We start from the raw sequence: 25,451 nt of genomic DNA on the forward strand, positions 1-25,451 counted from the left end.
ACCAAGATTTAAGATTAAATACATAACTCATAAATCTTGGTAGTATTTATTTAAGCTAATATTTTTTCTTCTGTTTTTATATCAGACTTTATAACTTTCATTGCAGTCATTGCAGCACGTAGTTTTTGACCAACAGCCTCAATTGGGTGATTTCGTATAGCGTCATTCACTGCAATTAACTCTACATTATCAACGCTATTTGTAGTTGAATACGGTTTACCGATAATTGTGGTGTCTACGGTTTTCATAAAATCTGTTAGCAACGGTTTGCATGCATGGTCAAATAAATAGCAACCATATTCTGCTGTATCTGAAATAACTCTGTTCATTTCAAATAACTTCTTTCTTGCTATTGTATTAGCTATTAATGGTAGTTCATGTAAAGATTCGTAGTATGCAGAATCTTCAATAATACCTGCGGCAACCATGGTTTCAAAAGCTAATTCTACACCAGATTTAACAAAGGCTACTAATAAAACACCATTATCAAAATATTCTTGTTCTGAGATATGGTCTGTAGTTAAAGCTGTTTTTTCAAAAGCAGTTTCTCCTGTTGCAGCTCTCCAGGTTAATAAATTAACATCATCATTAGCCCAGTCTTCCATCATTGTTTTAGAAAAATGACCAGAAATAATATCGTCCATATGCTTTTCAAATAAAGGGCGCATAATGTCTTTTAATTCCTCTGATAATTGGTACGCTTTAATTTTAGCAGGATTAGATAAACGATCCATCATATTAGTAATGCCACCATGCTTTAAAGCTTCTGTAATGGTTTCCCAACCAAACTGAATTAATTTTCCAGCATAACCTGGCTCAATACCTTCTTCAACCATTTTATCAAAAGATAAAATTGCACCTGTTTGTAAAAGTCCACAAAGAATGGTTTGCTCACCCATTAAATCAGATTTAACTTCAGCCACAAAGGATGATTCTAAGACACCAGCTCTGTGTCCACCTGTAGCTACAGCATAGGCTTTAGCTTGAGCCCAACCTTTTCCTTCTGGGTCATTTTCTGGGTGTACGGCCGTAAGTGTTGGTACACCAAATCCACGTTTGTACTCTTCTCGAACTTCGCTACCTGGACATTTTGGCGCTACCATAATTACGGTTAAATCCTCTCGGATTTGTGTACCTTCTTCAACAATATTGAAACCATGAGAATAGCTTAAAGTAGCACCTTTTTTCATTAAAGGCATTACTGTATTTACCACGTTGGTGTGCTGCTTGTCTGGTGTTAAGTTTAACACTAAATCTGCAGTTGGTATTAACTCTTCGTAGGTACCAACTGTAAATCCGTTAGATGTTGCGTTTTTGTAAGATTCTCGTTGTTGGTCAATTGCGGCCTGACGTAGTGCATAAGAAATATCTAAGCCAGAATCTCTCATATTTAAACCCTGGTTTAGACCTTGGGCGCCACAACCTACGATTACGATTTTCTTTCCTTTTAAAGCGTCTACACCATCTTCAAATTCTGAAGCGTCCATAAAACGACACTTTCCTAATTGCTCTAATTGTTCTCTTAATGGTAATGTGTTAAAATAATTTGACATTGTTTTTTTGTTTAGAAAATAGAAGTTAGAAATAAGAGAATAGACTGCTTATTAACAGCAAAAATCTCAATATTTCATTTTATCTATTCCATTTAATTATTGTTTAGTCTAGAGTCTAACCTCTATATTATTGTTTCTAAAATCTTATTCTTGAAATGCTTTTAGTAATGTTGAAATTTTCATTTCGTCTTTAGTTACAGCTACTCGTCCAGAACGTGTAAATTGCATTATTCCAAAAACATTTAATTCTCTGTAGAGTAAATCTATTTCTTCTTTTCGTCCTGATTTTTCAAGAACAAAGAATTGTTTGTTTACTGTGACAATTCTGGCATTACTATCTTTAATTATATTTTGAATTTGACGTTCATCAAATAATAATTCTGATTTTATTTTAAATAAACACGATTCTTGATAAATGATTTCATCTTCGGTGTGATAAAAAGCTTTTATGACTTCAACCTGCTTTTCAATTTGACCAATAATTTTTTTCATTTGAGATTCTGTAATATTTACTACAATAGTAAATCTAGAGACACTCTCTATTTCAGATGGTGATGTGTTTAGACTCTCAATATTAATATGTCTTCTTTGAAATATTGCTGAGATTCTGTTTAATAATCCTATGTTGTTTTCCGTATATACTGAAACGGTAAATTGTTTGTTCTCTGTACTCATTCTTTTAAAAGATAATAGAAAAAAGATAATAGAAAATAGGCTTTTACAGTCATTAAGAATTTTGAAATCTTTGTTTTCTATTCTAGTTTCTTTGTTCTTATTTTATTCTAATCTTATATCAGATACGCTAGCTCCTGTAGGTATCATTGGAAAAACGTTGTCTTCCTTTTCTACTCTTACTTCTAAGAAATAAGGACCTTCACATTCTATCATTTCTTTAATAGCTACTTTTAAATTTTGTCTATTTGATACTTTTTTAGCATCAATATGATACCCTTTTGCAATGGTTACAAAGTCTGGATTAACCATTTCTGTTGAGGCGTAACGTTTATCAAAAAACAATTGTTGCCACTGACGTACCATGCCGAGGAATTCATTGTTTAAGACTACAATTTTTACGGGTACTTTTTGTTGAAAAATGGTTGCTAATTCTTGTATGTTCATTTGATAGCCACCATCACCAGCAATCATAATAACTTCGCGGTCTGGTGCTGCCATTTTTGCCCCAATTGCAGCAGGTAATGCAAAGCCCATGGTTCCTAAGCCACCAGAGGTGATGTTGCTTTTAGAAATATTGAATTCTGCGTAACGGCATGCTATCATTTGGTGCTGACCAACATCGCTAACTATAGCGGCTTTTCCTTCTGTTTGAATGTTGATTTCTTTTAACACTTCGCCCATAGTTAAGCCATCCTTTGTGGGATGTAAGTCATTTTTTATAACTTTATTGTATTCTATTTGGTATAAATCTTTAAATTTTTGATGCCAATCTGCATGAGAATTTGATTTAAGTAAAGGCAACAATTTTTTTAAACTGTCTTTAGAGTCGCCAAGAACAGCAATATGCGTTTTTACATTTTTATCAATTTCAGCAGGATCAATTTCAAAATGAATAATTTTAGCCTGCTTTGCATAAGTTTCTAAGTTACCTGTTACCCGATCATCGAATCGCATACCTATAGCAATTAAAACATCACATTGATTCGTTAAAATATTTGGAGCATAGTTTCCATGCATACCAACCATTCCTACATTAAGCGGATGTGAAGTTGGTATTGCGGAAGCACCTAATATGGTCCAGGCAGAAGGAATTCCTGTTTTTTCAATAACCGCTTTAAATTCTTCTTCAGCTTTACCTAAAATGACACCTTGTCCCCAAACTATTAATGGTTTTTTTGCGCTATTAATTAGTTCTGCTGCAGCTTTTAGTGCAGTTTCATCAGTTTTTGGTACCGGTTTGTAACTTCTAACCCCTTTACATTTTTCGTATTTAAAATCGAATTCTTCAAATTGAGCATTTTTAGTAATGTCAATTAAAACAGGTCCTGGTCTTCCACTTCTTGCAATGTAAAATGCTTTAGCAATAGCACCAGGAATCTGAGATGCTTCTGTAATTTGGCAATTCCATTTAGTGACAGGTGTAGAAATACCTACAATATCCGTTTCTTGAAAAGCATCACTACCTAATAAATGAGATCCTACTTGACCAGTAATGCAGACTAAAGGCGTAGAGTCAATTTGAGCATCTGCAATACCAGTTATTAAATTAGTAGCGCCTGGTCCTGATGTTGCCATGGCAACACCAACTTTTCCGGAAATTCTTGCATAACCTTGGGCTGCGTGGGCAGCACCTTGTTCATGACGCGTTAATACATGATGAATTTTATCTTGATATTTGTATAATTCATCATATACAGGCATTATTGCGCCTCCTGGATATCCATAGAGGGTTGAAACGCCTTCAGCTAATAAGCACTTAATAACTGCCTCACTACCAGAAATTCGTTCTGTAGTTTCAGTGCTTTTAGAATTGTTGTTTATAGTTTGAGTTTCTTTCATCTCATTTGTTTTTGAGATCCTATTAATTTATTACAGAATTTATACTGTTTTTTAAGGATAGTTTATTGTAATAATTCTAACGTATTTAGAATTCATCAGTTACACATCCTTTAGATGCTGATGATACTGTTTTTGCATATTTGTATAAGACACCACGTTCAAACTTTAATTCTGGTGCTTTCCATTTTAGACGTCTTTTTTGTAATTCTGTTTCAGAAACTTCAAGAGAAATGGAATTGGTTTCTGCATCAATGGTAATAATATCACCATCTTTAACTACGGCTATTGTTCCACCTTCTTGAGCTTCAGGTGTAATGTGGCCTACAACAAAACCGTGAGTTCCACCAGAGAATCTTCCATCTGTAATTAAAGCAACGTCTTTACCTAAACCGGCTCCCATAATTGCGGCGGTTGGTTTTAACATTTCTGGCATTCCAGGGCCGCCTTTTGGGCCTTCATACCTAATGACAACAACGTCTCCTTTTTCTACTAAACCATCTCTAATACCATCGTTAGCTGCGTATTCTCCTTCGAAAACTTTAGCTTTTCCTCTAAAACTTAAGCCTTCTTTACCGGTTATTTTTGCAACACTTCCTTCTGAAGCTAAATTGCCATAAAGCATTCTTAAGTGTCCTGAAATTTTAATAGGTTTTTCAATAGGTTTTATTACATCTTGACCTTTGGTTAAATCTGGTACATCTAATAAATTTTCTGCAATAGTTTTTCCTGTAACGGTTAAACAATCACCATGAATTAAGCCTTTTTTCAAAAGATATTTTAGTACTGCAGGTATGCCTCCAACAGCATGTACATCTTCCATTAAATATTTACCGCTTGGTTTTAAATCGGCTAAAAATGGCGTATTGTCACTTATATCTTGAAAATCTTTCAGTGTAAAATCTATTTGAGCAGCTCTTGCAATAGCTAAAAAATGTAATACAGCGTTTGTAGAACCTCCTAGGATAGTAACTAATCTTACGGCATTTTCAAGAGATTTTCTTGTAATTATATCTGAAGGTTTAATGTCTTTTTCTAATAAAGTTCGTAGTGCTTCACCAGCTTTAACAGATTCTTCTTTTTTTGCATCACTTAATGCAGGATTAGAAGAGTTGAAAGGCAATGTCATCCCAAGAGCTTCAATCGCAGATGCCATTGTGTTTGCAGTATACATTCCACCGCAAGCACCAGCACCAGGACATGCTTTTTCAACTATATTTTGGTATTCGCCTTCGTCCATAGTTCCAGCAACTTTACTTCCCCAAGCTTCAAAGGCAGATACAACGTCTAACTTTTTTCCGTTATGACAACCAGAATCTATAGTGCCGCCATAAACTAAAATTGAAGGTCTGTTTAAACGAATCATTGCCATTAAAGCGCCAGGCATATTTTTGTCGCATCCAACAACCGTAACTAGCCCATCGTAGCTCATCGCTTGCACTACAGTTTCCATAGAATCTGCAATAATATCTCGTGAAGGTAAGGAGTAACGCATTCCTGGTGTTCCCATAGAAATACCATCACTAACACCGATGGTGTTAAAAATTAAACCGACTACGTCTTCGTTTTTTGTGCCTTCTTTAACCAATTTGGCTAAATCATTAAGGTGCATGTTACAAGGGTTGCCTTCGTAACCTGTACTTGCAATACCAACAATTGGTTTAAAGAAATCTTCTTTTGTTAATCCAATGGCATGCAACATAGCTTGTGCTGCTGGTTGAGTAGGATCTTGGGTTACTGTTTTACTGTATTTATTTAGTTGACTCATAGTTTTATTTAGGCAAATTTTATTTGCAAAATCTAAATTAATTGATATGTTATAATTATAGATAAGATTATTATTTTTTAATCTAAATTCAAGATTGTTAAGTGTAGCTTATTTTATTGTAATTCAATAAGTTAGATTGATTTAAATATGACGTTCAAAAGTGTTAATTTTTTGCATAAAAAAAGCCTTCCGTTTTGGAAGACTTGGAATAAATATATGTTTTAAGTTGTTATAACATTCCTTGCCTTCGTAAAATTTTTACGACGCGAACAATAGAAATGATATAAATAAAATGTCTGTTCATTGTACAAACAAAAATGAGATTTTAATAAATAGTAAACAATATTTTTTGTAAAATAAATGGTAGTAAACCAAAAATCCCAATTCATATGAATTGGGATTTTAGTGGTGGTGCCTCCAGGAATCGAACCAGGGACACAAGGATTTTCAGTCCTTTGCTCTACCAACTGAGCTAAGGCACCAATTGCTTAATTAAGCGGGTGCAAATATAAATGCATTTTTTATATACACAAAAAGAATTTGATAAAATTTGATTTTATAAATTTGCAGCTTTAGTTAAAAGATATGAATCTTATTGTAGATGTGGGTAATACGTATGTAAAATTTGCTGTGTTTAAAAACAGAAATTTATTACATAAGTTAAGTTTTAAGCTAACTGAGTTTAAAAATCAATACAACAACCTTAAAAAAGAGTACCCAAAAATAGAAAAAGCGATTATTTCTTCAGTTGGTCTTTTGTCTAAACAAGAGGTTGAGTTAATTCGTTTAGATTTTCCGGTTGTAGAGCTTAGCTCTGAAACAAATTTGCCTTTTGAGAATTTGTATGCCACTCCAAAAACTCTAGGTGTAGACAGAATAGCTTTAGTAAGTGCATCTGTTGATCAGTTTTCTGATAGAAATGTATTAATTATAGATGCTGGCACTTGTATCACTTATGATTTTATAAACAAGAAAAACCAATATTTAGGAGGTGCAATCTCTCCAGGTCTGAGATTACGATATAAAACTTTAAATAATTTAACGGCTAATCTTCCGTTGTTAGAAACACAAATGCCTGAAAGTTTGATAGGCAATTCAACAGATACTTCAATTCACTCTGGTGTGGTAAATGGCGTGGTAAAGGAATTAGACGGTATAATTGATGAATATTTAATGAATTATTCGGATTTAACAATTATTTTAACAGGAGGTGATACTAAATTTTTGTTAAACCAATTAAAAAATACCATATTTGCGAATTCAGATTTTCTTTTAGAGGGTTTGAATTTTATTCTAGAATATAATTCAAAATAATGATAAAAAGATTCATTGTAATTTGTATTACAATTATTAGTTCTTCGGTATTTGCACAACAAGGAACAGGTTCGCCGTATTCGTTTTATGGAATAGGTAGTCTTAAGTTTAAAGGAACGGTAGAAAACCGTAGTATGGGAGGAATGAGTGTGTATTTAGATAGTATTCATTTAAATTTAAGTAATCCAGCTTCTTATGCTGGTAAAAATTTAGAATCTTCAAATTATAGAGGTGAAAGTAGACCTATAAAATTTTCTGTAGCAGGTACTACATCTACAAGTACGCTAAAGAGCGCTTCAGAAAAAGGGAATGCAAGCAGTACGATATTTGATTATATTGCATTGTCAGTGCCAGTGGGTAAATTTGGCTTTGGCTTTGGTTTAATGCCATATACAGCGGTTGGTTATAAATTAGATGATATAAATAATGAAGCTTTATTAGTGAATCGTTTTAATGGTGAAGGTGGTATAAATAGAGTGTTTACTGGTATTGGTTATCAAATTAATGACAAATTAAGTGTAGGTCTAGATGTTAATTACAATTTTGGAAATATTCAAAACACAGCCATTGAAGTAGCTTATACAGATGAAGGAGATATAGTGCAATACCAAACAAGGCAGTTTAATAGATCAGATTTAAATGGTTTAAACTTTAATTTTGGTGTGGCATACAAAACTATGATCACTAATAAATTAGAATTGTCTGCAACAGCAACATTTACTCCAGAAAGTAGATTAAATTCTGATAATGTTAGAAGTTTCTCAACAGTGACTTTAGATACTGATTATGAAGTTATCGGTGTGTCTAATACTATTGATTCTGATTTAGAAGCACAAGGTCGCGATAAAACAAAATTAACGCTGCCATCTAAATTTACTTTTGGCGTAGGTATTGGTCAACCAAAATCTTGGTTTGTGGGTACAGAATACACGTTTCAGAGTACAAGTGATTTCTCAAATCCTATTTTTCCAGTGAATTCAGCAACTTATGAAAACTCGTCTGAAATTTCGCTTGGAGGATTCTATATTCCTAAGTATAATGCCTTTTCTGGTTATTTTAATCGCGTAGTTTATAGAGCAGGTTTAAAATACGAAAATACAGGTATGGTAATAAAAAGAGAGCCAATAAATGAGTTTGGCATATCTTTTGGACTAGGATTACCAGTTGGGTCTCGTAATTTATTTTCTAACGCTAATTTTGGCTTTGAAATTGGACGACGAGGAACAAGAGAGAAAAATTTAATTCTAGAGAATTTTGTAAACTTTAATGTAAGTTTATCTTTGAACTCTAGATGGTTTGAACAAAAAAAATATTACTAATAAAATTAACAAAAGATGAAGACGAGAATTACAATACTATTTTTTGCTCTATTAATGAGTGTTAACTTAGGTTTTGCTCAAGATGAAACTCAAGAAGAGTGTATGAATAATTTATCACTTTTTGATGGTTATGCAAAAAGTAAAAAGTATGATGAAGCATATGAACCATGGAAAATAGTTAGAGAAAAGTGCCCTAAATTTAATAGAGCTATTTATGTACGTGGAGAAAAAATCTTATTACATAAAATTGAAAATTCTACAGGAGAAGAGCAATTAGCACATATCAAAGACTTAATGTTATTGCACGATCAGAGTAGAGAGCATTTTGCGTCTAAATATGATTTTGCAGATGTAACTGTTGATAAAGCAAACTTAGCTAATAAGTATAAAACAGAACTTGGTATGAGTGATGAGCAAGTTTATAAGATGTTTGATGAAGCTTATACAAAAGATGCTAAAAACTTTACTGATCCAAAAGGGTTATATTCTTATTTTTCATTAGCAGTAGATTTATATGATGCTGGGAAGTTATCAGCACAACAAATGTTTGATAAATATGATGATGTTAACGAAATTATAGAACGTATTATTGATAGTAATACAGTGAAGCTTAACAAATATGCTGAAAAAGAAGAAGCAGGTACAGAGTTAACAAAAAAGGAGTCTAAGTATAAAGCTAGTTATGAATCATATATAAACGTATTTGAAGGTAAAATTTTACCAAGTATGGATCAAAAACTTGGAAAAAGAGCAACTTGCGATATCTTAGTGCCTTTATATGAAAAAGATTTTGAAGAAAACAAAAATAATGGTGTTTGGTTGCAACGTGCAATGAATAGAATGTATGCTAAGGATTGTAAGGAAGATCCATTATTCTTAAAATTAGTTCAACAAAAAAACACAATAGAGCCAAGTGCAGATACATCATACTATTTATATTTACTTACAGGTGAGCAAAAGTATTTAGATCAAACTATTTCTTTATCTACGGATCCTTTAAAAAAGGCGAAATTATACAAAGGTTTGGCTAATGAGTTGAAGTCTAAAGGTAGCTATGGTAAAGCTAGACAGTATTATAATGAAGCATTAAAATTAAATCCTTCAGATGGTTCTCCGTACCTACAAATTGCAGCAATGTATGCTAAAAGTGCTAATAGCTGTGGAGATACAAACTTTAATAAAAGAGCTGTATTTTGGTTAGCTGCTAATGAAGCTGAAAAAGCAGGTAGAGTAGATGGTAGATTAAGATCTACAGCTGCAAAGACAGCTGCTAGTTACAGAGCTAGTGCTCCTTCTAAATCAGATATATTTTCTTGTAGCTGTTCTGGAACAGTAATTAAAATAGGCTGTTGGATAGGACGTTCAGTAACCGTTCCTAGTATTTAATGATACAAAGAAACTTACATATAATAAGAAACTTAGTCACAGCAATTGTTGTGACTTTGTTTTTTTCATGTACCAACGATTTTAATGAGGTGCAAAAGGTAGGTGTGTTGCAAAATAAGCCTATAAGTGAGGCCGAAAATATAGACTTAAAGTACACCGAATTTAAAGATGATACGGTAAGGTTGTTAGCAAACTTACTAAGTCCTAAAATGTTAGACTACTCTAATAGAAATTTCCCGTTTTCAGAATTTCCTAAAGGTATTAAACTAATAACTTACGACGAGGATAAAAATAAAACAACAATAACCTCAGATTACGCTATTGTGTATAACGATACTGATATTATTGATTTACAAGGTGATGTTAAGATTGTTACACAGCAAAGCGATACGCTATTTACAGAACAATTATTTTACAACCAAAAGTTAGAATGGTTGTTTACTAATGAACCATGGTTGTTTAAGCGAGCTATAGCACCACTGCATGGAATTAGTTTTGATTCGGATAAAAATTTTAAAAATTTTCAAATGCTTGAAATGGGTGGCGAGTTTGAGCTCGATAAATAGTTACCTTTACATAATAATCAGTTTATTTAATTATGAAAATACAGAAGATTTTTCATTACGCATATCTTGTTTTTGCAGTACTTTTTCTCTATGATGCTATTACTAAATGGTCAGACAATAGAAACGGTGCATATATGTCATTAGTTTTTGTAGCATTAGCTACGTTTATGTTTTTCTTCAGAAAACGTTTCAGTAAAAAGTTTGAAGATCGTAACAAACAGTAATCTATGACTGTTGATGTAGTTATAATAATAAGTACACTTATACTTTCAGCCTTTTTTTCGGGTATGGAAATTGCTTTTGTATCTGCTAATAAAATTCATATAGAGTTAGAGAAGAAACAAGGTGATTTTTTAGGTAAAATATTAGGAAAACTCACAGCAAGACCTTCTAAATACATTGCCACTATGCTTATTGGCAATAACATTGCTTTAGTTATCTATGGTTTTAAAATGGGAGATCTTTTGGTGAGCTGGTTTCAATCTATGTTGCCATTAGATAGCTCTACATTAACATACCTGTTTACAGATTTACAATTATTAACGCAGACTATAATTTCTACCTTAGTTATTTTAATTACAGCTGAGTTTTTGCCTAAAGTGTTCTTTCAAATTTATTCAAATTCTCTTTTAAAGGTTTTAGCATTTCCAACATATATATTTTATGTGCTTTTTTCATGGATTTCAGATTTTGTAATTTGGATTTCAGATGCGGTTTTAAAATATGTTTTTAAAGCAGGAGGTGAAGATGTTGCCTTGGCAATGACCAAAGTAGAGTTAGGAAACTATATTAGTGAACAAATGGAGTCTGTTGAGGATCACGATGAAGTAGATAGTGAAATTCAGATTTTTCAAAATGCACTAGAATTCTCAGATGTAAAAGCACGTGAAGTGATGGTGCCACGTACAGAAATTACTGCTGTTGATATTTCTGAATCTATAGAAAACCTCACTCAACTTTTTATTGAATCTGGCCGAACCAAGATTATTGTTTATAAAGATAGTATCGATGATATTTTAGGTTACGTGCATTCTTTTGAATTGTTTAAAAAACCAAAATCTATAAAATCTATAATTATACCTGTAGGCTTTGTACCAGAAACAATTTTTATAAAAGATGTTTTAAATATTCTTACAAAAAAACGTAAAAGTATAGCAGTTGTTATTGATGAGTATGGTGGAACTTCTGGTATTATGACTGTTGAGGATATTATAGAGGAATTATTTGGGGAAATTGAGGATGAGCATGATACTATTGAAATGGTAGAAGAACAACTAGATGACAATACATATAAATTTTCTGCTAGGTTAGAGGTAGATTATATTAATGAAACTTATAAATTAAATCTTCCTGAAAGTGAAAATTATGAAACCTTAGGTGGATTAATTGTAAATACAACAGAGGAAATTCCACAAGAAAACGAGGACGTTCTTATCGATAATTTTAAGTTTACTATTACGGAAGTTTCCTCTACCAAAATAAATGAAGTTCTTTTAAAAATACGCGAAGTAGATTAATACAACTACTTCATTTATAAAAACTGCGTTACTCCTTTTATTATTTACTAGAAAATAGTATTTTCGCGGACTTATTTACACCAAAATAAACAATACATACAAAGACTATGGCAGTTTTAAATAAAATTAGACAACGATCTCTAGTGTTAATTTTTGTAATAGCAATGGCATTATTTGCATTTGTTATTGGAGATTTATTTAAAAATTCTTCTGTATTTTCAGGAGGTTCTCAAGATGTTGTTGCTACAATTAACGGTAAAGATATCAATCGTGTTGAGTTTCAGCAAAAAGTAAAAAACTACCAAGACGGTTCTGGTGGAAGACAAACCTCTACACAAGCTATGAATACAATTTACAACCAAGAGCTTCGTAAAATTGTATTACAATCTGAATTTGATAAATTAGGGTTATCGGTTGAAAAAGATGAAATGAGAGATTTGTTAAAAACGAGCTTTTCTTCTTATCCAGAATTTCAAGATGAAAATGGAAATTTTGATGTAAATCGTTTAAATGGATTCATTTCTAACCTAAAAGATTTAAATGGCGCTACTGCACCTCTTGGAAACTTTTTAGTTAATTACGATAGTTGGACAAACAATGAGCAATCTATTGCTGCAAATGCTGTTCAGCAAACGTATTATAATATGATTAAAGCTGGTATTAGTACCACAATTTCAGAAGCTGAAGCTGATTATTATGGAGATGCTAAAACTAGAGATGTACGTTATGTACAAATTCCTTATACATCAATCGCAGATAGCTTAGTAACGGTTTCTAAAAGTGATATTCAATCTTATATAAATGACCATAAAGATGAATATGAAGCTGAAGCCAGTAGAGAGGTGGTTTATGTAGAATTTAAAGAAGTAGCTTCTAAAGAAGATGAAGCGCAAATAAAAGCTGATTTATTGGCTTTAAAAGCGGATAGAAATGAATATAACGAAAGTAGTAAGAATACTGAAACAATCCCTGGATTTGATTCTGCAAAAGACATAGAAGAGTTTGTTAACACGTACTCAGATATAAAATACAATGACTCTTTTTTAAGAGCAGCAGAATTACCAGCTGTAGCTAAAGACACATTATTCAAATTAAATGTTGGTGATTATTACGGTCCTTACAAAGATGGTGAATATTATAAGCTATCTAAAGTTATTGCTACTAAGCAATTGCCAGATTCTGTAAAAGTTCGTCATATATTAATACCTAATATTGGTGGGCAGAGAGCAGATGCATCTGTAACTAAAACACCAGAAGAAGCAAAGAAAACTGCAGATAGTATCTTAGCTAAAATTAAAAATGGTACTAAGTTTATGGATTTATTAGAATTATCTTCTGATAAAGTAAGTAACGAAAAAGATGGAGAGATTGAATTTGACTATAAAGCAGGAATGGCTCCAGAATTTAAAGCTTATGCTTTTGATAATAAAGTAGGTGATGTTGATGTTGTACAAACGTCATTTGGTTACCACGTCATTGAAATATTAGACCAAAAGAGTTTTAATAATACAGTTAAAGTTGCAACTATAGCAGATAAGATAGAACCTTCAGATGCTACGTTACAAGAGGTGTTTAATAAAATGTCTAAGTTCGAAATAGCTGCAAAAGATGGTGATTTTAATGCATTAGCAAAAGAGCGTGATTTAACAGTTAAGCCAATTTCTTTTAAAGCCTTAGATGAAAATATTCCTGGCTTAGGTAGTCAGAGAGAAGTTGTACGTTGGTCTTTTGATGAAGATACTGAAACTGGAGATTTTAAAAACTTTTCAATTTCTAACTTTGGTTACATAGTGGCTAAAGTGGTTGAGAAAAAGGAGAAAGGATTAATGAGTACAGAAGATGCTTCAATTACAGCTTTACCAATTATTAGAAATGAAAAGAAAGCAAAATTGATCCGCGAAAAAATAAAAAGTACTACAGTTGCAGATATTGCTACTAACCAAGGCGTGAGTCCAAGATCAGCAGCAGCAATTACTTTAAAAAACACAACGCTTTCTGGAGCAGGTGTTGAGCCTAAAGTAGTAGGTGCAGCATTTGGTTTAGCAGAAGGTGGAACATCGCAACCAATTGATGGTGAAAAAGGTGTCTATATTATAGAAGTAACCAAAATTAATGAAGCTACCAAATTAGATAATTACACGTCTATAATGAATAGATTAAACAATGAGCGTAGAGCAGCAGCACAGACTGCAGTGTATAATGCATTAGAAAAAGCGGCTGATATTGAAGATAATAGAGCAAAAACAGTTTACTAAATAGATTGTTTTAAGAGATATAAAAAAGGCTTTACACATTGTAAAGCCTTTTTTTATCGATAAAGGTAAGATCAAATCTAAAATTGATTTTAACTAAATTGCCTTATAAAATCATATCATTATAAGATATCACAGTATCTAGTTCTTTTGCTTTAAAATAATCAGTTGGATTACGGTTAGAGGTTACCAATACAAAATCACCTCCCCAAGCACCTAAGCTTTTTACAGCACCTTTAAAATCTGAAAACAAACGTTTTTTAATAGGTTCTTGTTGTATAAGATTACCAATTAGAGTTTCATGGGTATTTATTAAGTCTTCAAATTCTAGAAGAGACTTACATGTGCTCATGGCTTCTGTAACGTTATTAATAGTACTTATAATTTCACTATTAATTCTATTTAGTTTTTTATAAGCCGAAATACCATCTCTACTATTTTGCTTCTGATTAAGGTACACAAAATACAAATTGTTTTTAAATTTAGGTTTAAAATCAACAGGAGTAACTAATGGTTGTTTATCATTTTGAAGTTGAAAATTTATAGGAGTATCATTTTGTGCACATGCAATATCATAACCGCTACCACCAAAAGTTTTTTCTAATAACTGAAAAGCATTGACATTAGCCCAATCAGCAATATTATTTATTAACGTAGAAGACGTACCTAAACCCCAAAGTCTATTAAAATCTTGATGCGTTGTTATATCAAAACCTGGATGTTTAGATAAAAATTCAGGATTCAAATTTTGAGTTGCTTTTAGTATGTCTATAAGTCTCTTAGAAATGTCATTATTTAAAGCTGATGTTACATTGAGCCCATAAGATGTGTTTTTAATAGAAAAGACATCTTCAAACCAAATATCTTCTAGTTCATTAAAACTTTTCCAATTAATAGTGTTAGAATCATTTTGAGTAACCTTTAAACTTTGACCATATTTTGTTGGTATAGCTAAAGCCTTTGCGCCATCTAAAACAGCATATTCTGCGGTGAGTAATAATTTTCCGTTACTTCTATATGATTGTGTTGAATTGCTCAATACTCTGTTTACTTTCTTAAATTTTTAATAGCCTCTTCTACCAAACTGTGAGAAACTACATTTGTTTTAAAATGTTCAATAAGTTGTGATTTTTCAAGGTCAGTCGCTTCAAATTGATTTAATATATTCATTAAATGCATTTTCATATGGCCTTCTTGTATACCTGTTGTCGTTAAAGATTTTACAGCTCCAAAATTTTGAGCTAAACCAGCAACAGCTACAATTTTCATTAAATCTTTAGCTGTTGGTTTTTGTAGTAGCTCTAAGGCGAATTTAACCAGAGGATGAATGCTTGTTAATCCGCCAACAGTGCCAAGCGCTAATGGAATTTCTATCCAAAATTTAAATATACCATCATTTACACTACAGTGCGTTAGGCTAGTGTAACTTCCATCTTTAGCGGCATAAGCGTGTACGCCTGCTTCTACGGCTCTAAAATCATTACCAGTTGCTAAAACAACGGCATCTATACCATTCATAATACCTTTGTTGTGCGTTACAGCTCTGTAAGGTTCAATTTTTGCTATATCTACGGCTTGCTTAAATTTTAGGGCAAACTCTTCAGGATTTGGAATGTCTTTACTTTTTAAATCTTCCACCTTACATGAAACCTCTGCACGCACCACACATTCTGGTACGTAATTCGATAGAATACTCATTACAATACTGAGGTGCTTTTCTTGTTCATTAAAGGCATCAAAAAGAAGCGCTTCAGATTTAAAAGTTGAGGCAAATTGCTCTAAACACGTGTTAATGAAATTTGCACCCATAGCATCCATAGTTTCAAAAGTAGCATGGAGCTGGTAATAGTTTGGTAAATCTTCTGCTTTATTACGTAATTCAATGTCTAAAATACCTCCACCTCTGCGTTCCATACTTTTAGTTATGGCGGCTGTATCACTTATTAGTTTTGGCTTAATATGAGCAAAAAATGCTTCTAATTTTTTAGAATCACCGTTATATATAAAATGAACTTGACCAATTTTTTCGGTAGAAATTACTTGAGCTTTAAAACCACCACGTTCTAGCCAAAACTTAGCAGCCTTGCTTGCGGCAGCAACCACAGAACTTTCTTCAATTGCCATAGGAATGGCATAAAAGGTTTCGTTTATTAAAAAGTTTGGAGCAATGCCTAAAGGTAAATAGTAATTGGTGATGGTGTTTTCAATAAATTCATCATGCAATTTTTGAAGTTTTTCATTAGTATTCCAATAACATTCTACAAGTGCTTTTGCATTATCTTTTTCCGTAAAATACGTGTCTAAAAGCCACTCAATCTTTTGAGATTTAGAAAGCTTTGAAAAGCCAGAAATGGTCTTTTGCATATAGGTTTTATTTTTATAAAAAACAAAGATACTAGGATTGGTATAAAAATGGTTGTAATTAATATTCTAAATGCCGATTTACTGTTAATATTAGCGATTTTTTGCATAATTTTTAGTAAACTTGGCATTGGTCTAATAAAATAAGAATTTTATAAATAGCATCTGCTTAAATTGCGCAATTTGTCTGAGTTAAAATTAAAAGACAAGTAGCATTTGTTGTTTAAAGCATTAATATAAATACATGAAATTAAGACACTTTATTGCAATTATTGGTTTTACAATAACCACATTAGTTTTTTCACAACAAAAACAAATTACGCTACAAGACATTTGGACTGGAGAATTTAGAACAGAAGGCATGCAGGCTTTGCATTCTATGGCAAACGGAAATCAGTATTCGGTTTTAAATTTTAATAGGCAAGACAGAACCTCAACAATAGATATTTACGATTATAAAACGTTAGAAAAAGTGAAAACCTTAATCTCATCAGCAGATATAGCTGAGATTCAAGGTTTTTTTGATTATTCGTTTAATGAAAATGAAACAAAAATAATCTTAACCACTAAGTCTAGACCTGTATTTAGACGTTCTACGTTAGGTGAATATTATATTTATGACATCGCTTCTAAAAAGGTTGTAAAAGTATCTGACGATTTAGTGCAAGAACCAACTTTATCACCAGATGGTACTAAAGTAGCATATGGCTTTGAAAATAACTTGTACGTTAAGGATTTAAAATCTGGTAAGGTGTCGCAAATTACAACTGATGGTGAAAAGAATAAAATTATAAATGGCATTACGGATTGGGTGTATGAAGAAGAATTTAGTTTTGTAAGAGCTTTCGATTGGAATGCAGACAGTAACCAAATAGCATTTATTAGATTTGATGAAACAAATGTGCCAGAATTTTCAATGGATGTTTATGGTTCTGATTTGTACCAAACACAGCACGTGTTTAAATATCCAAAAGCAGGTGAGGAAAACTCTAAAGTGTCTTTGCATTTATACAATTTAAACTCTAAAAAAGTTGAAGAATTAAAAGTAGATAAAACTTACCAAGATTTTTATATTCCGAGATTAGAATGGACCAACGAAGCTAATGTGTTAAGTGTTCAATTTATGAATCGTCATCAAAACGAGTTAGACCTTTGGATGATTGATACAAAGACGATGACTTCACAAAAGGTGTTAGGCGAAAAGGACAAGGCGTACATTGATGTTACTTTTAATTTAACTTTTTTAGAAGATAATAGCTTTATCTGGACGAGTGAATTAGATGGTTTCAATCATATCTATCACTATGCTAAAAACGGAAAGTTAATTAACCAAGTAACCAAAGGGAATTGGGAAGTAACTAATTATTATGGTTTTAATGAAAAAGCAAACACTATATATTTTCAATCTACAGAAAATGGTTCTATAAATAGAGATGTGTATTCAATAAAACTAAATGGAAAGAGTAAAAAGCGTTTAACTCAAAAAGACGGAACTAACAGTGCAGCGTTTAGTGCAGATTTTACTTATTTTATAAATACCTTTTCTAGTGCAACAACACCTTATGAATATACTTTAGTAGATGCCAAAAAGGGTGAAATAGTTAAGAATATAAAGGATAATAAAAGGTTAGTAGAACAGTTAAAAGGTTATGTATTATCTAAAAAAGAATTTAGTACTATTTCTATAAATGGTAATAATTTAAATATGTGGACTATTAAACCCGCAAATTTCGATGCTAATAAAACCTATCCATTATTTATGTATCAATATTCAGGTCCAGGTTCTCAGCAAGTCGCTAACCGTTGGAATGGTGCAAATGATTACTGGTATCAAATGTTAGCTCAACAAGGTTATATCGTTGTTTGTATTGATGGAAGAGGAACAGGTTTTAAAGGTGCTGACTTTAAAAAAGTAACCCAAAACGAATTGGGTAAATACGAAGTAGAAGACCAAATTGAAGCGGCAAAACAACTCGGTAAACTAGATTATATTGATGCAGAAAGAATTGGTATTTGGGGTTGGAGTTATGGTGGCTTTATGAGTAGTAATGCTTTATTTAAAGGAAACGATGTCTTTAAAATGGCTATTGCTGTAGCACCTGTAACAAGCTGGAGATTTTACGATACCATTTATACAGAGCGCTACATGACAACACCACAAGAAAATCCAACTGGTTATGATGAAAATTCTCCGATAAATCATGTAGATAAACTTAAGGGTGATTTTCTTTTAATTCATGGTTCTGGTGATGATAATGTACATGTACAAAATACCATGCGTATGGTTGAAGCCTTAATTCAAGCCGATAAGCAATTTGAATGGATGATTTATCCAGATAAAAATCATGGAATTTATGGAGGAAATACAAGACTTCACCTATATAAAAAGATGACGAATTTTATCCATGAAACATTAGGAGATAAAATTGAAGCTAATAGAGAGTAAAATCTATGTTAGATTAAAAAAATACTAACTAACACTAACTAACAAATTATGTCAAACGCAATTAAACAAGCGCATCAAAAGGAGCTATTTGGGCATCCAATAGGTTTATACGTATTATTTTTCACAGAAATGTGGGAACGTTTTTCTTATTATGGTATGCGAGCCTTATTAACACTTTATCTAGTTGAAAAGACAACTGCAGATAATCCTGGTTTAGGTTGGTTAGATTCCGAGTCAATTATGCTGTACGGATGGTACACAATGTTGGTTTATGTAATGTCAATTCCTGGCGGAATGATTGCAGATAAGATATTGGGGCAAAAGAAAGCTGTTCTCTATGGTGCATTAATATTGGTTGCAGGTCATGGTATTTTAGCCTTTGACCAAATGTGGGCTTTTTATTCTGGTCTAGCTCTAATTATTTTAGGTGTTGGTTTATTAAAACCAAATATTTCTACCATGGTAGGTGGTTTATACAAACCTGGAGATATTAGAAGAGATAAAGGGTTTAGTATTTTCTACATAGGAATTAATTTAGGGTCGTTACTAGCAACATTTATTGTTGGTTATGTTGGAGAACAAATTGGTTGGCATTATGGTTTTGGATTAGCCGGAATTGCGATGCTCTTAGGTTTAGTCGTCTACTTATACGGACAAAAATACCTTGTAACTGTTGGTAATAAACCAACAGAAGAAGATAAAACTACTGATGTTTCAATTGGTAAATTATTAAGTGATTTATTTAAATCACCTGTTAATCTTGGTATTGTGGCCTTAATTATGGCTTATGCTGTTTACGCTGGTTTTACGTATAGTGGCGTAGATAGTTGGGGTTATACAGCATTATATATTTTTATAGCTGTGGTAGCAGGTATTATGATGATGATTTATAAAAACTTAGAAACTCAAATTTCAAAAGATAGATACTTAGTACTTTTATTATCCTTTTTAATTGTAATTGTTTTTTGGGGCGCTTTTGAGCAAGCAGGTGGTTTAATGAGTATTTATACAAAAACTAATACAGACCGTGTATTGTTTGGATGGGAAATACCTGCAACTTGGTTTCAAGGGCTAAACGCAGGTTTCATTATTATTTTTGCTACAGTAGTTGCGGGTTATTGGGCCAAGCGAAAATTGAAAGGCAAAGAAGCCTCTTCTTTGTTTAAAATGGCAGTTGGTACAATGATAATGGGACTCGGTTTTGTATTTATGATATTTGCAGCGGCAGAATTTAATGCTAAAGGTAGCTCCGCAATGTATTGGTTAGTATTAGCCTATTTGTTCCATACTATTGGAGAATTATGTTCGTCTCCTGTAGCCTTATCATTTATTACAAAATTAGCACCAGTAAAATATGCGTCATTAATGATGGGCGTTTATTTTGCAGCAACCGGACTAGGTAATAAAGTCGCTGGTGTTATTGGCGAATCTGCTTCAGAATTTGGTGAGTATGCTATCTTTTCGGGTATAACAATTTTCACCGTTGTCTTTGGAATATTAGTAATTTTATTACTTAAACCTTTGAAACGTTTAACACATGGTGCTGAAGATAATGAAGTAGAAATGCATGATGACGAAGCTGAAGGTTTCGAACTAGCTGATAATTAAAATAACTAACTCTAAAATAAATCCTCCTAACTAATTAATTTTTATATGAATACAGATATTGAAAATCTATTTAAAGATAAAGTTTTAGGGCATCCTGCCGGACTTTTTGTATTATTCTTTACCGAAATGTGGGAACGTTTCTCCTTCTACGGTATGCGTGTATTACTGGTAAATTTCCTTACTATGGCTGCCATTGGCTATAATCCGGGTTGGGAGTGGACCGTAGAAAATGCAGGTGCACTTTTTGGTACATATGCAATGCTACTTTACATTACTCCAATTATTGGTGGTTGGCTAGCAGATAAATATACTGGTTATAGAGCTGCTGTTATTATCGGCTCGCTTATAATGACAGCTGGTCACGCCTCTATGGCTTTAGAAACTGAATTTTCTTTATACTTTGGTTTGTTTTTATTAGTTGTTGGTACAGGTTTCTTTAAACCAACCATGACGTCCATTATTTCTGATATGTATAAAACGCATCCAGAAAAGAAAGATGGTGCTTACACTATTTATTATATGGGTGTAAATGCAGGTGCGTTTTTCGGAATGATGTTATGTGGTTACTTAGCTGAAAAAGTAGGTTGGGCATACGGATTTGGACTAGCAGGGATTTTTATGCTATTAGGAACCATTCAATTTTGGTTAGCAGGTCCTTTATTTGGTAAAATTGGAGCAAAACCCTCTAAAGTACACGAAGTAGAATTGCCTCAGAATATCAATGAAGAAAGTGTTGAAATCTCAACAGAAGAGAAAGAAGAACCTTTAAACCCGTTTACAACTTTAGACAAGGTTTTAATAGTTATTGCTTCTATAATTGGTTTAGGTTATGCAATTAATGATCCAATGTCTAAAATTGCAGGTATTGATATGTTTTCATTTTTACAAATTGGTGATTTAGAAGGACAGTATACTGCAGTATTATTTGCATTAGGATTATTCCTGGTTTTAGTAGTTGGTAGAATTTTAAGATATACAGCTGTTGTTAGAGATAGAATGATAGCATTTATCATTTTTGCTTTCTTTACCGTTTTCTTCTGGATGTCTTTTGAACAAGGTGCGTCATCATTAGTGATTTTTGCAAGAGATAATGTAGATCGTTTGTTAAGTGGAAGTTCTGCAACAATCTTTAATATTGTAAATACATTACTTACGGTTGTTCCTTTAATAATTATATCATATGTACTATTTATTTTATGGAAGAAAACTTTCAAAAAAATCCCAGGTTCAAATGTGGTTTTAGTCGTTTGCTTTGTGTTAATGTGGGGAATTGTAGGGTGGATGTTAAATAGAGATTTCAATACTACAGCTTACGATGTAAGTTATAGTGCAATTGAACAACCAGAGTTAGATGATAAAGGACAACATGTTAAAAATGATAAAGGTGAATTGCAATTTAAATACATTCCTGTAACACAAAACACGGTTACAAATGCTTCGCAAAAAATTGTAACTAAAACCATTACTGTAGGAGAACCTTATGCAGATTATAAAGTAGGTGAAAGTAAAATTCTTATTAATAAGGATAAAGATTTAACCGAATTTTCATTTGTATCTTCAAAAGAAAAAGAAGAAGAATTAATTGCGCATGCCGCAACACTAGGAAAAGATACTGGTTTTATTAATGCTACCGTAACTAAGGTTAGAGATAATGAGGTAGAAATCACTGTATCGTGGTTTAGTATTCTTAATTCCTTCTTTATTATTGTATTTGCATCTTTCTTTTCTAAATGGTGGGAAAGTAAATACAATCCAAGTGCTGCAACAAAATATGCACTTGGTTTATCTATAATGGGACTTGGGTTTGGTCTGCTAGCTTTCGGTGCTTTTGGTCTTGTAGATGGTGTTAAAGTAAGTATGATCTGGCTGATATTAGCTTATCTATTCCATACACTCGGAGAACTATGTTTATCTCCTGTAGGCTTGTCTTATGTTAGTAAATTAGTGCCAGGTAGAATGATTGCACTAATGTTTGGAATGTGGTATTTAGCCATTGCTATTGGTAATAAAATGGCAGCTGTAGTTGGTGGACAAATTGAGAATATTACAAAAGAATATAGTTTATCTACATTCTTCTTAATATTTACTATTGTGCCTATAGCAGCGGGTCTGTTAATATTTGTTTTAAACCCTGTATTGAAAAAATTAATGCATGGTGTTAGATAACTTACCGTTAAAAATTTGTAAAATGCTCCTATTTAGGAGCATTTTTTGTAAGTTAGGCTCATTATTTGCAACAAATCTACTATGATGAAAAAAATAACTTTAGGACTAATGGCAATTTTTGCGTTTTCATTGGCAGCAATAGCGCAAGATATTAATTGGTTAACAATGGAAGAGGCTTTAGAGCTTCAAAAGAAAGAACCAAAAAAGATTTTTATGGATGTGTATACCAATTGGTGTGGTCCATGTAAAATGTTAGATAAAAATACGTTTCAAACGGAAGATGTGGCAGCTTATATTAATGAGCATTATTATGCCGTTAAATTTAATGCAGAGGGTAATGATGAAATTACTTATAAAGATAAAACATTTTCTAACCCTAACTATGATGCCTCTAAAGAGTATAGACGAAACAGTGTACATGAGTTTTCAAGGTTTTTACAGATAAAAGCGTATCCTACAATGGTGTTTTTTGATGAAGAAGGGAATGTAATTGCACCAATCCAAGGCTATTTAAAACCACAACAATTAGAGTTGTATTTAAAAGTTTTTGAATCTGATAAATATAAAGAAATGACTACGCAAGAAGAATTTAGCGAATATGTAAAAGCGTTTGAACCTGAATTTGCAGAATAATTATATATTTAATTTATTATAAAAGCGCCCTTTTCATTTGTTTGATGGAAAGGGATTTTTTTATACTCGCAAGTAGCTTTCCAACGTTTTAAATACGATTTGTAATTACTTGCATCTGCAATAATTTGTTGCGGTTTTAAACTATCTATTAGTCTATTTAAATTCAGTTTTGGAGAATTTCGTAATAAGATATAGTTGGGCTTAAATGTAATTCCCTTATAAATGCCTAAACTATCAATGGTTAAAATAGTTTTATCTTTATATTGATAAACTGATTGTAAGCTATCGCTAATTAAAAAGTCTATGGATTTACCAACTATATAATTTTTTATAGCATGATTTGATTTGAATTGAATAGAATCTAAATTGTGAAACACCCTTAATTCTTCATTCTCTTTTATGCCAATCATTGAATAACGATTCTTATTGAAAACAATGAATTCGTCATTTTGAGTTTGATATTTATTATAAAAGTAAACCCCTTGAAGTGTAAGTATTGCAATTAGACTCATCGTTGTCCATTTAAAATTACGCATTTTATAAACCTGTATCAAAGTAATAATTAAAATATAAGCGACTATTACTTGAAGTAGTGTAAACGGAATATCTCTAAACAAAAAGTCTTCAAATTGAGCAACCCAAGCTATAAAACTGTTTAAACTTTCAATGATAAAACTATAAATAGAAACAAGTAGTTTAGGTAAAAATCCAATTAAAGCCAATGCAATAACAAGCAACCCAAAACCAAGAATTAAACCAAGAAAAGGAATAACAACAATATTAGAAATAAAAAATAAGCCAGGAAACTGATGAAAATAAAATAAACTAATAGGTACAACACCTATTTGTGCAGCCAAAGTAACGGTGAAAATCTGCCATAATTTATCTAGAATTATAAATTTAGGTTTCCACAATTTGTAAATAATAGGTTGAACGCTAACAATACCTATAATAGCTAAATAACTCATCTGGAAGCCTACAGAAAATAAAAAAACAGGATTCAATAAAAGAATTACAAATGCAGAAATTACAAGGGTATTGTAAATATTAGTAGGTCGTTTTAGGTGCATGGCAATACTAATAATACTAAACATAGTAACAGCTCTAGTTACTGAAGGAGAGAGGCCAGCGATTACGGCAAAACTCCAAAGTATAATTACCAAAATAAAAGGCCTAATAAAATGACCATGTTTTAAATAGAGTAGTGGTTTAAATAGAAAATTTAGAATCCACAATATAATACCAACATGTAGCCCAGAAACGGCTAGAATATGGATGGTCCCAGAATTTACATAATTATTATAAACTGACTTATCTATGGTTTGTCGTTGGCCAAGTAAAAGTGCATTAATAATACTCAGCTCTTCGTTTTTAAAACCAGCTTCAATAAGTTTTGAGTTTATTTTGGTCCGTAGTTGGTCTGCATAACCATAAATTGTAGATTTAGAATCCGAGAGTTGTAAAATATTGGTCCGATCTAGATACAACTGATGATAAACCTGTTTTAGTTTGAGATAAGCACTATAATCAAATTGAAAGGGATTTAATGGCTTTTGAATTACTTTAAATTCTGTTGATGTAAAAATTACATCGTCAATATTTAATGTTTTCGAAAGACTATCACGTTTAATATTAATCAATAAATGACCAATAGCTTCTTCGTTATTAAATGATTTTATAGAAGCAATATATTTATCGTTATAAATATCAGATTTTAAGCGCTCTTTAATTTGAAAAACAATTTCATTATAAGTTTTAGAAGTATTTAAATTAGAATAATGATGTTGTCGTTGTGTTTCATCTTGAAGCTGGTACGCAATTATTCCTATACCAATCATACTAGTAAATGTCATAGTACCAAAAAGAGGAGAACGATTTATTTTAGATTTTAGCAAAAACCAATAAACACCAATACCTATAACTAGTAAAACGGTAGAATATAAAACCACGTAAAAATTTAGCTTTAAATAGTGGGCTAAAATTATCCCAATGACTAAACAAAGAGTCAGTTTTATAAAAGTAAAATTTAGTAACTTCATGATAATGAGTTA

At 32.0% G+C, this 25,451-nt stretch carries 18 protein-coding genes and 1 tRNA gene; 11 read left to right on the top strand and 8 right to left on the bottom strand.

Going from position 1 to position 25,451, the window contains the following annotated elements:
• Nucleotides 1-50 precede the first annotated feature (50 nt).
• The 5 genes from ilvC to GN138_RS10265 form a co-directional block, all read right to left on the bottom strand.
• A complete protein-coding gene (gene ilvC / locus GN138_RS10245) occupies nt 51-1,553 on the bottom strand; it encodes a ketol-acid reductoisomerase (protein WP_157363757.1) in 1,503 nt (500 codons plus the stop codon).
• 144 nt (nt 1,554-1,697) lie between these two features.
• On the bottom strand, nt 1,698-2,228 hold the full coding sequence (gene ilvN, locus GN138_RS10250) for an acetolactate synthase small subunit (protein ID WP_157363759.1): 531 nt from the start codon (nt 2,226-2,228) through the stop codon (nt 1,698-1,700).
• Nucleotides 2,229-2,330: 102 nt separating this feature from the next.
• Nucleotides 2,331-4,067, bottom strand: a complete 1,737-nt coding sequence (gene ilvB / locus GN138_RS10255) for a biosynthetic-type acetolactate synthase large subunit (RefSeq protein ID WP_157363761.1) — start codon at nt 4,065-4,067, stop codon at nt 2,331-2,333.
• A gap of 85 nt (nt 4,068-4,152) precedes the next feature.
• Nucleotides 4,153-5,832, bottom strand: a complete 1,680-nt coding sequence (ilvD, locus tag GN138_RS10260; protein ID WP_157363762.1) for a dihydroxy-acid dehydratase — start codon at nt 5,830-5,832, stop codon at nt 4,153-4,155.
• 406 nt (nt 5,833-6,238) lie between these two features.
• Nucleotides 6,239-6,314: transfer RNA gene (locus tag GN138_RS10265), tRNA-Phe, on the bottom strand.
• 103 nt (nt 6,315-6,417) lie between these two features.
• On the opposite strand from GN138_RS10265, the gene GN138_RS10270 reads away from it, so the two are divergent.
• The 7 genes from GN138_RS10270 to GN138_RS10300 all read left to right on the top strand — a co-directional run bounded on the left by GN138_RS10270 (nt 6,418) and on the right by GN138_RS10300 (nt 14,189).
• Nucleotides 6,418-7,146 (top strand): type III pantothenate kinase, encoded by a 729-nt coding sequence (locus tag GN138_RS10270; protein WP_157363765.1) that lies wholly within the window; start codon nt 6,418-6,420, stop codon nt 7,144-7,146.
• Complete coding sequence (locus GN138_RS10275; RefSeq protein WP_157363767.1) at nt 7,146-8,465, top strand: hypothetical protein; 1,320 nt, start codon at nt 7,146-7,148, stop codon at nt 8,463-8,465. Before GN138_RS10270 ends, GN138_RS10275 begins: the two co-directional genes overlap by 1 nt.
• A 15-nt stretch (nt 8,466-8,480) precedes the next feature.
• Nucleotides 8,481-9,851, top strand: a complete 1,371-nt coding sequence (locus GN138_RS10280) for a tetratricopeptide repeat protein (protein ID WP_157363769.1) — start codon at nt 8,481-8,483, stop codon at nt 9,849-9,851.
• The gene (lptC, locus tag GN138_RS10285; RefSeq protein WP_157363771.1) at nt 9,851-10,417 is read left to right on the top strand and encodes an LPS export ABC transporter periplasmic protein LptC; all 567 of its coding nucleotides are present in this window, start codon (nt 9,851-9,853) and stop codon (nt 10,415-10,417) included. The genes GN138_RS10280 and lptC overlap by 1 nt, the downstream gene beginning before the upstream one ends.
• Before the next feature lie 32 nt (nt 10,418-10,449).
• Nucleotides 10,450-10,641, top strand: coding sequence for a hypothetical protein (locus GN138_RS10290; protein WP_157363773.1), 192 nt, complete (start codon nt 10,450-10,452; stop codon nt 10,639-10,641).
• A gap of 3 nt (nt 10,642-10,644) precedes the next feature.
• Nucleotides 10,645-11,934, top strand: a complete 1,290-nt coding sequence (locus GN138_RS10295; protein ID WP_157363776.1) for a hemolysin family protein — start codon at nt 10,645-10,647, stop codon at nt 11,932-11,934.
• 107 nt (nt 11,935-12,041) lie between these two features.
• Nucleotides 12,042-14,189: a peptidylprolyl isomerase gene (locus GN138_RS10300; RefSeq protein WP_157363778.1), complete on the top strand. Its 2,148-nt coding sequence runs from the start codon at nt 12,042-12,044 to the stop codon at nt 14,187-14,189.
• A 103-nt stretch (nt 14,190-14,292) separates the two neighbouring features.
• Here the strand turns inward: GN138_RS10300 and GN138_RS10305 are convergent, their stop codons facing one another.
• A complete protein-coding gene (locus GN138_RS10305) occupies nt 14,293-15,225 on the bottom strand; it encodes a GYDIA family GHMP kinase (protein ID WP_157363779.1) in 933 nt (310 codons plus the stop codon).
• A gap of 8 nt (nt 15,226-15,233) precedes the next feature.
• A complete protein-coding gene (locus tag GN138_RS10310; protein WP_157363781.1) occupies nt 15,234-16,550 on the bottom strand; it encodes a hydroxymethylglutaryl-CoA reductase, degradative in 1,317 nt (438 codons plus the stop codon).
• Between the two features lie 241 nt (nt 16,551-16,791).
• Between GN138_RS10310 and GN138_RS10315 the strand changes: the two genes are divergently transcribed.
• The 4 genes from GN138_RS10315 to GN138_RS10330 all read left to right on the top strand — a co-directional run bounded on the left by GN138_RS10315 (nt 16,792) and on the right by GN138_RS10330 (nt 23,400).
• The gene (locus GN138_RS10315; RefSeq protein ID WP_157363783.1) at nt 16,792-18,993 is read left to right on the top strand and encodes a S9 family peptidase; all 2,202 of its coding nucleotides are present in this window, start codon (nt 16,792-16,794) and stop codon (nt 18,991-18,993) included.
• Nucleotides 18,994-19,041: 48 nt separating this feature from the next.
• Nucleotides 19,042-20,601 (top strand): peptide MFS transporter, encoded by a 1,560-nt coding sequence (locus GN138_RS10320; protein WP_157363784.1) that lies wholly within the window; start codon nt 19,042-19,044, stop codon nt 20,599-20,601.
• Nucleotides 20,602-20,646: 45 nt separating this feature from the next.
• Nucleotides 20,647-22,767, top strand: a complete 2,121-nt coding sequence (locus GN138_RS10325; RefSeq protein ID WP_157363786.1) for a peptide MFS transporter — start codon at nt 20,647-20,649, stop codon at nt 22,765-22,767.
• Nucleotides 22,768-22,851: 84 nt separating this feature from the next.
• Nucleotides 22,852-23,400 carry a thioredoxin family protein gene (locus GN138_RS10330; RefSeq protein ID WP_157363985.1) on the top strand — a complete coding sequence of 183 codons (549 nt, stop codon included), beginning with the start codon at nt 22,852-22,854 and terminating at the stop codon, nt 23,398-23,400.
• Nucleotides 23,401-23,408: 8 nt separating this feature from the next.
• On the opposite strand, the gene GN138_RS10335 is transcribed toward GN138_RS10330, so the two are convergent.
• Nucleotides 23,409-25,349: a ComEC/Rec2 family competence protein gene (locus GN138_RS10335; protein ID WP_317162734.1), complete on the bottom strand. Its 1,941-nt coding sequence runs from the start codon at nt 25,347-25,349 to the stop codon at nt 23,409-23,411.
• Nucleotides 25,350-25,451 lie beyond the last annotated feature (102 nt).

Source organism: Winogradskyella endarachnes (assembly GCF_009741275.1).
Taxonomy (GTDB): domain Bacteria; phylum Bacteroidota; class Bacteroidia; order Flavobacteriales; family Flavobacteriaceae; genus Winogradskyella; species Winogradskyella endarachnes.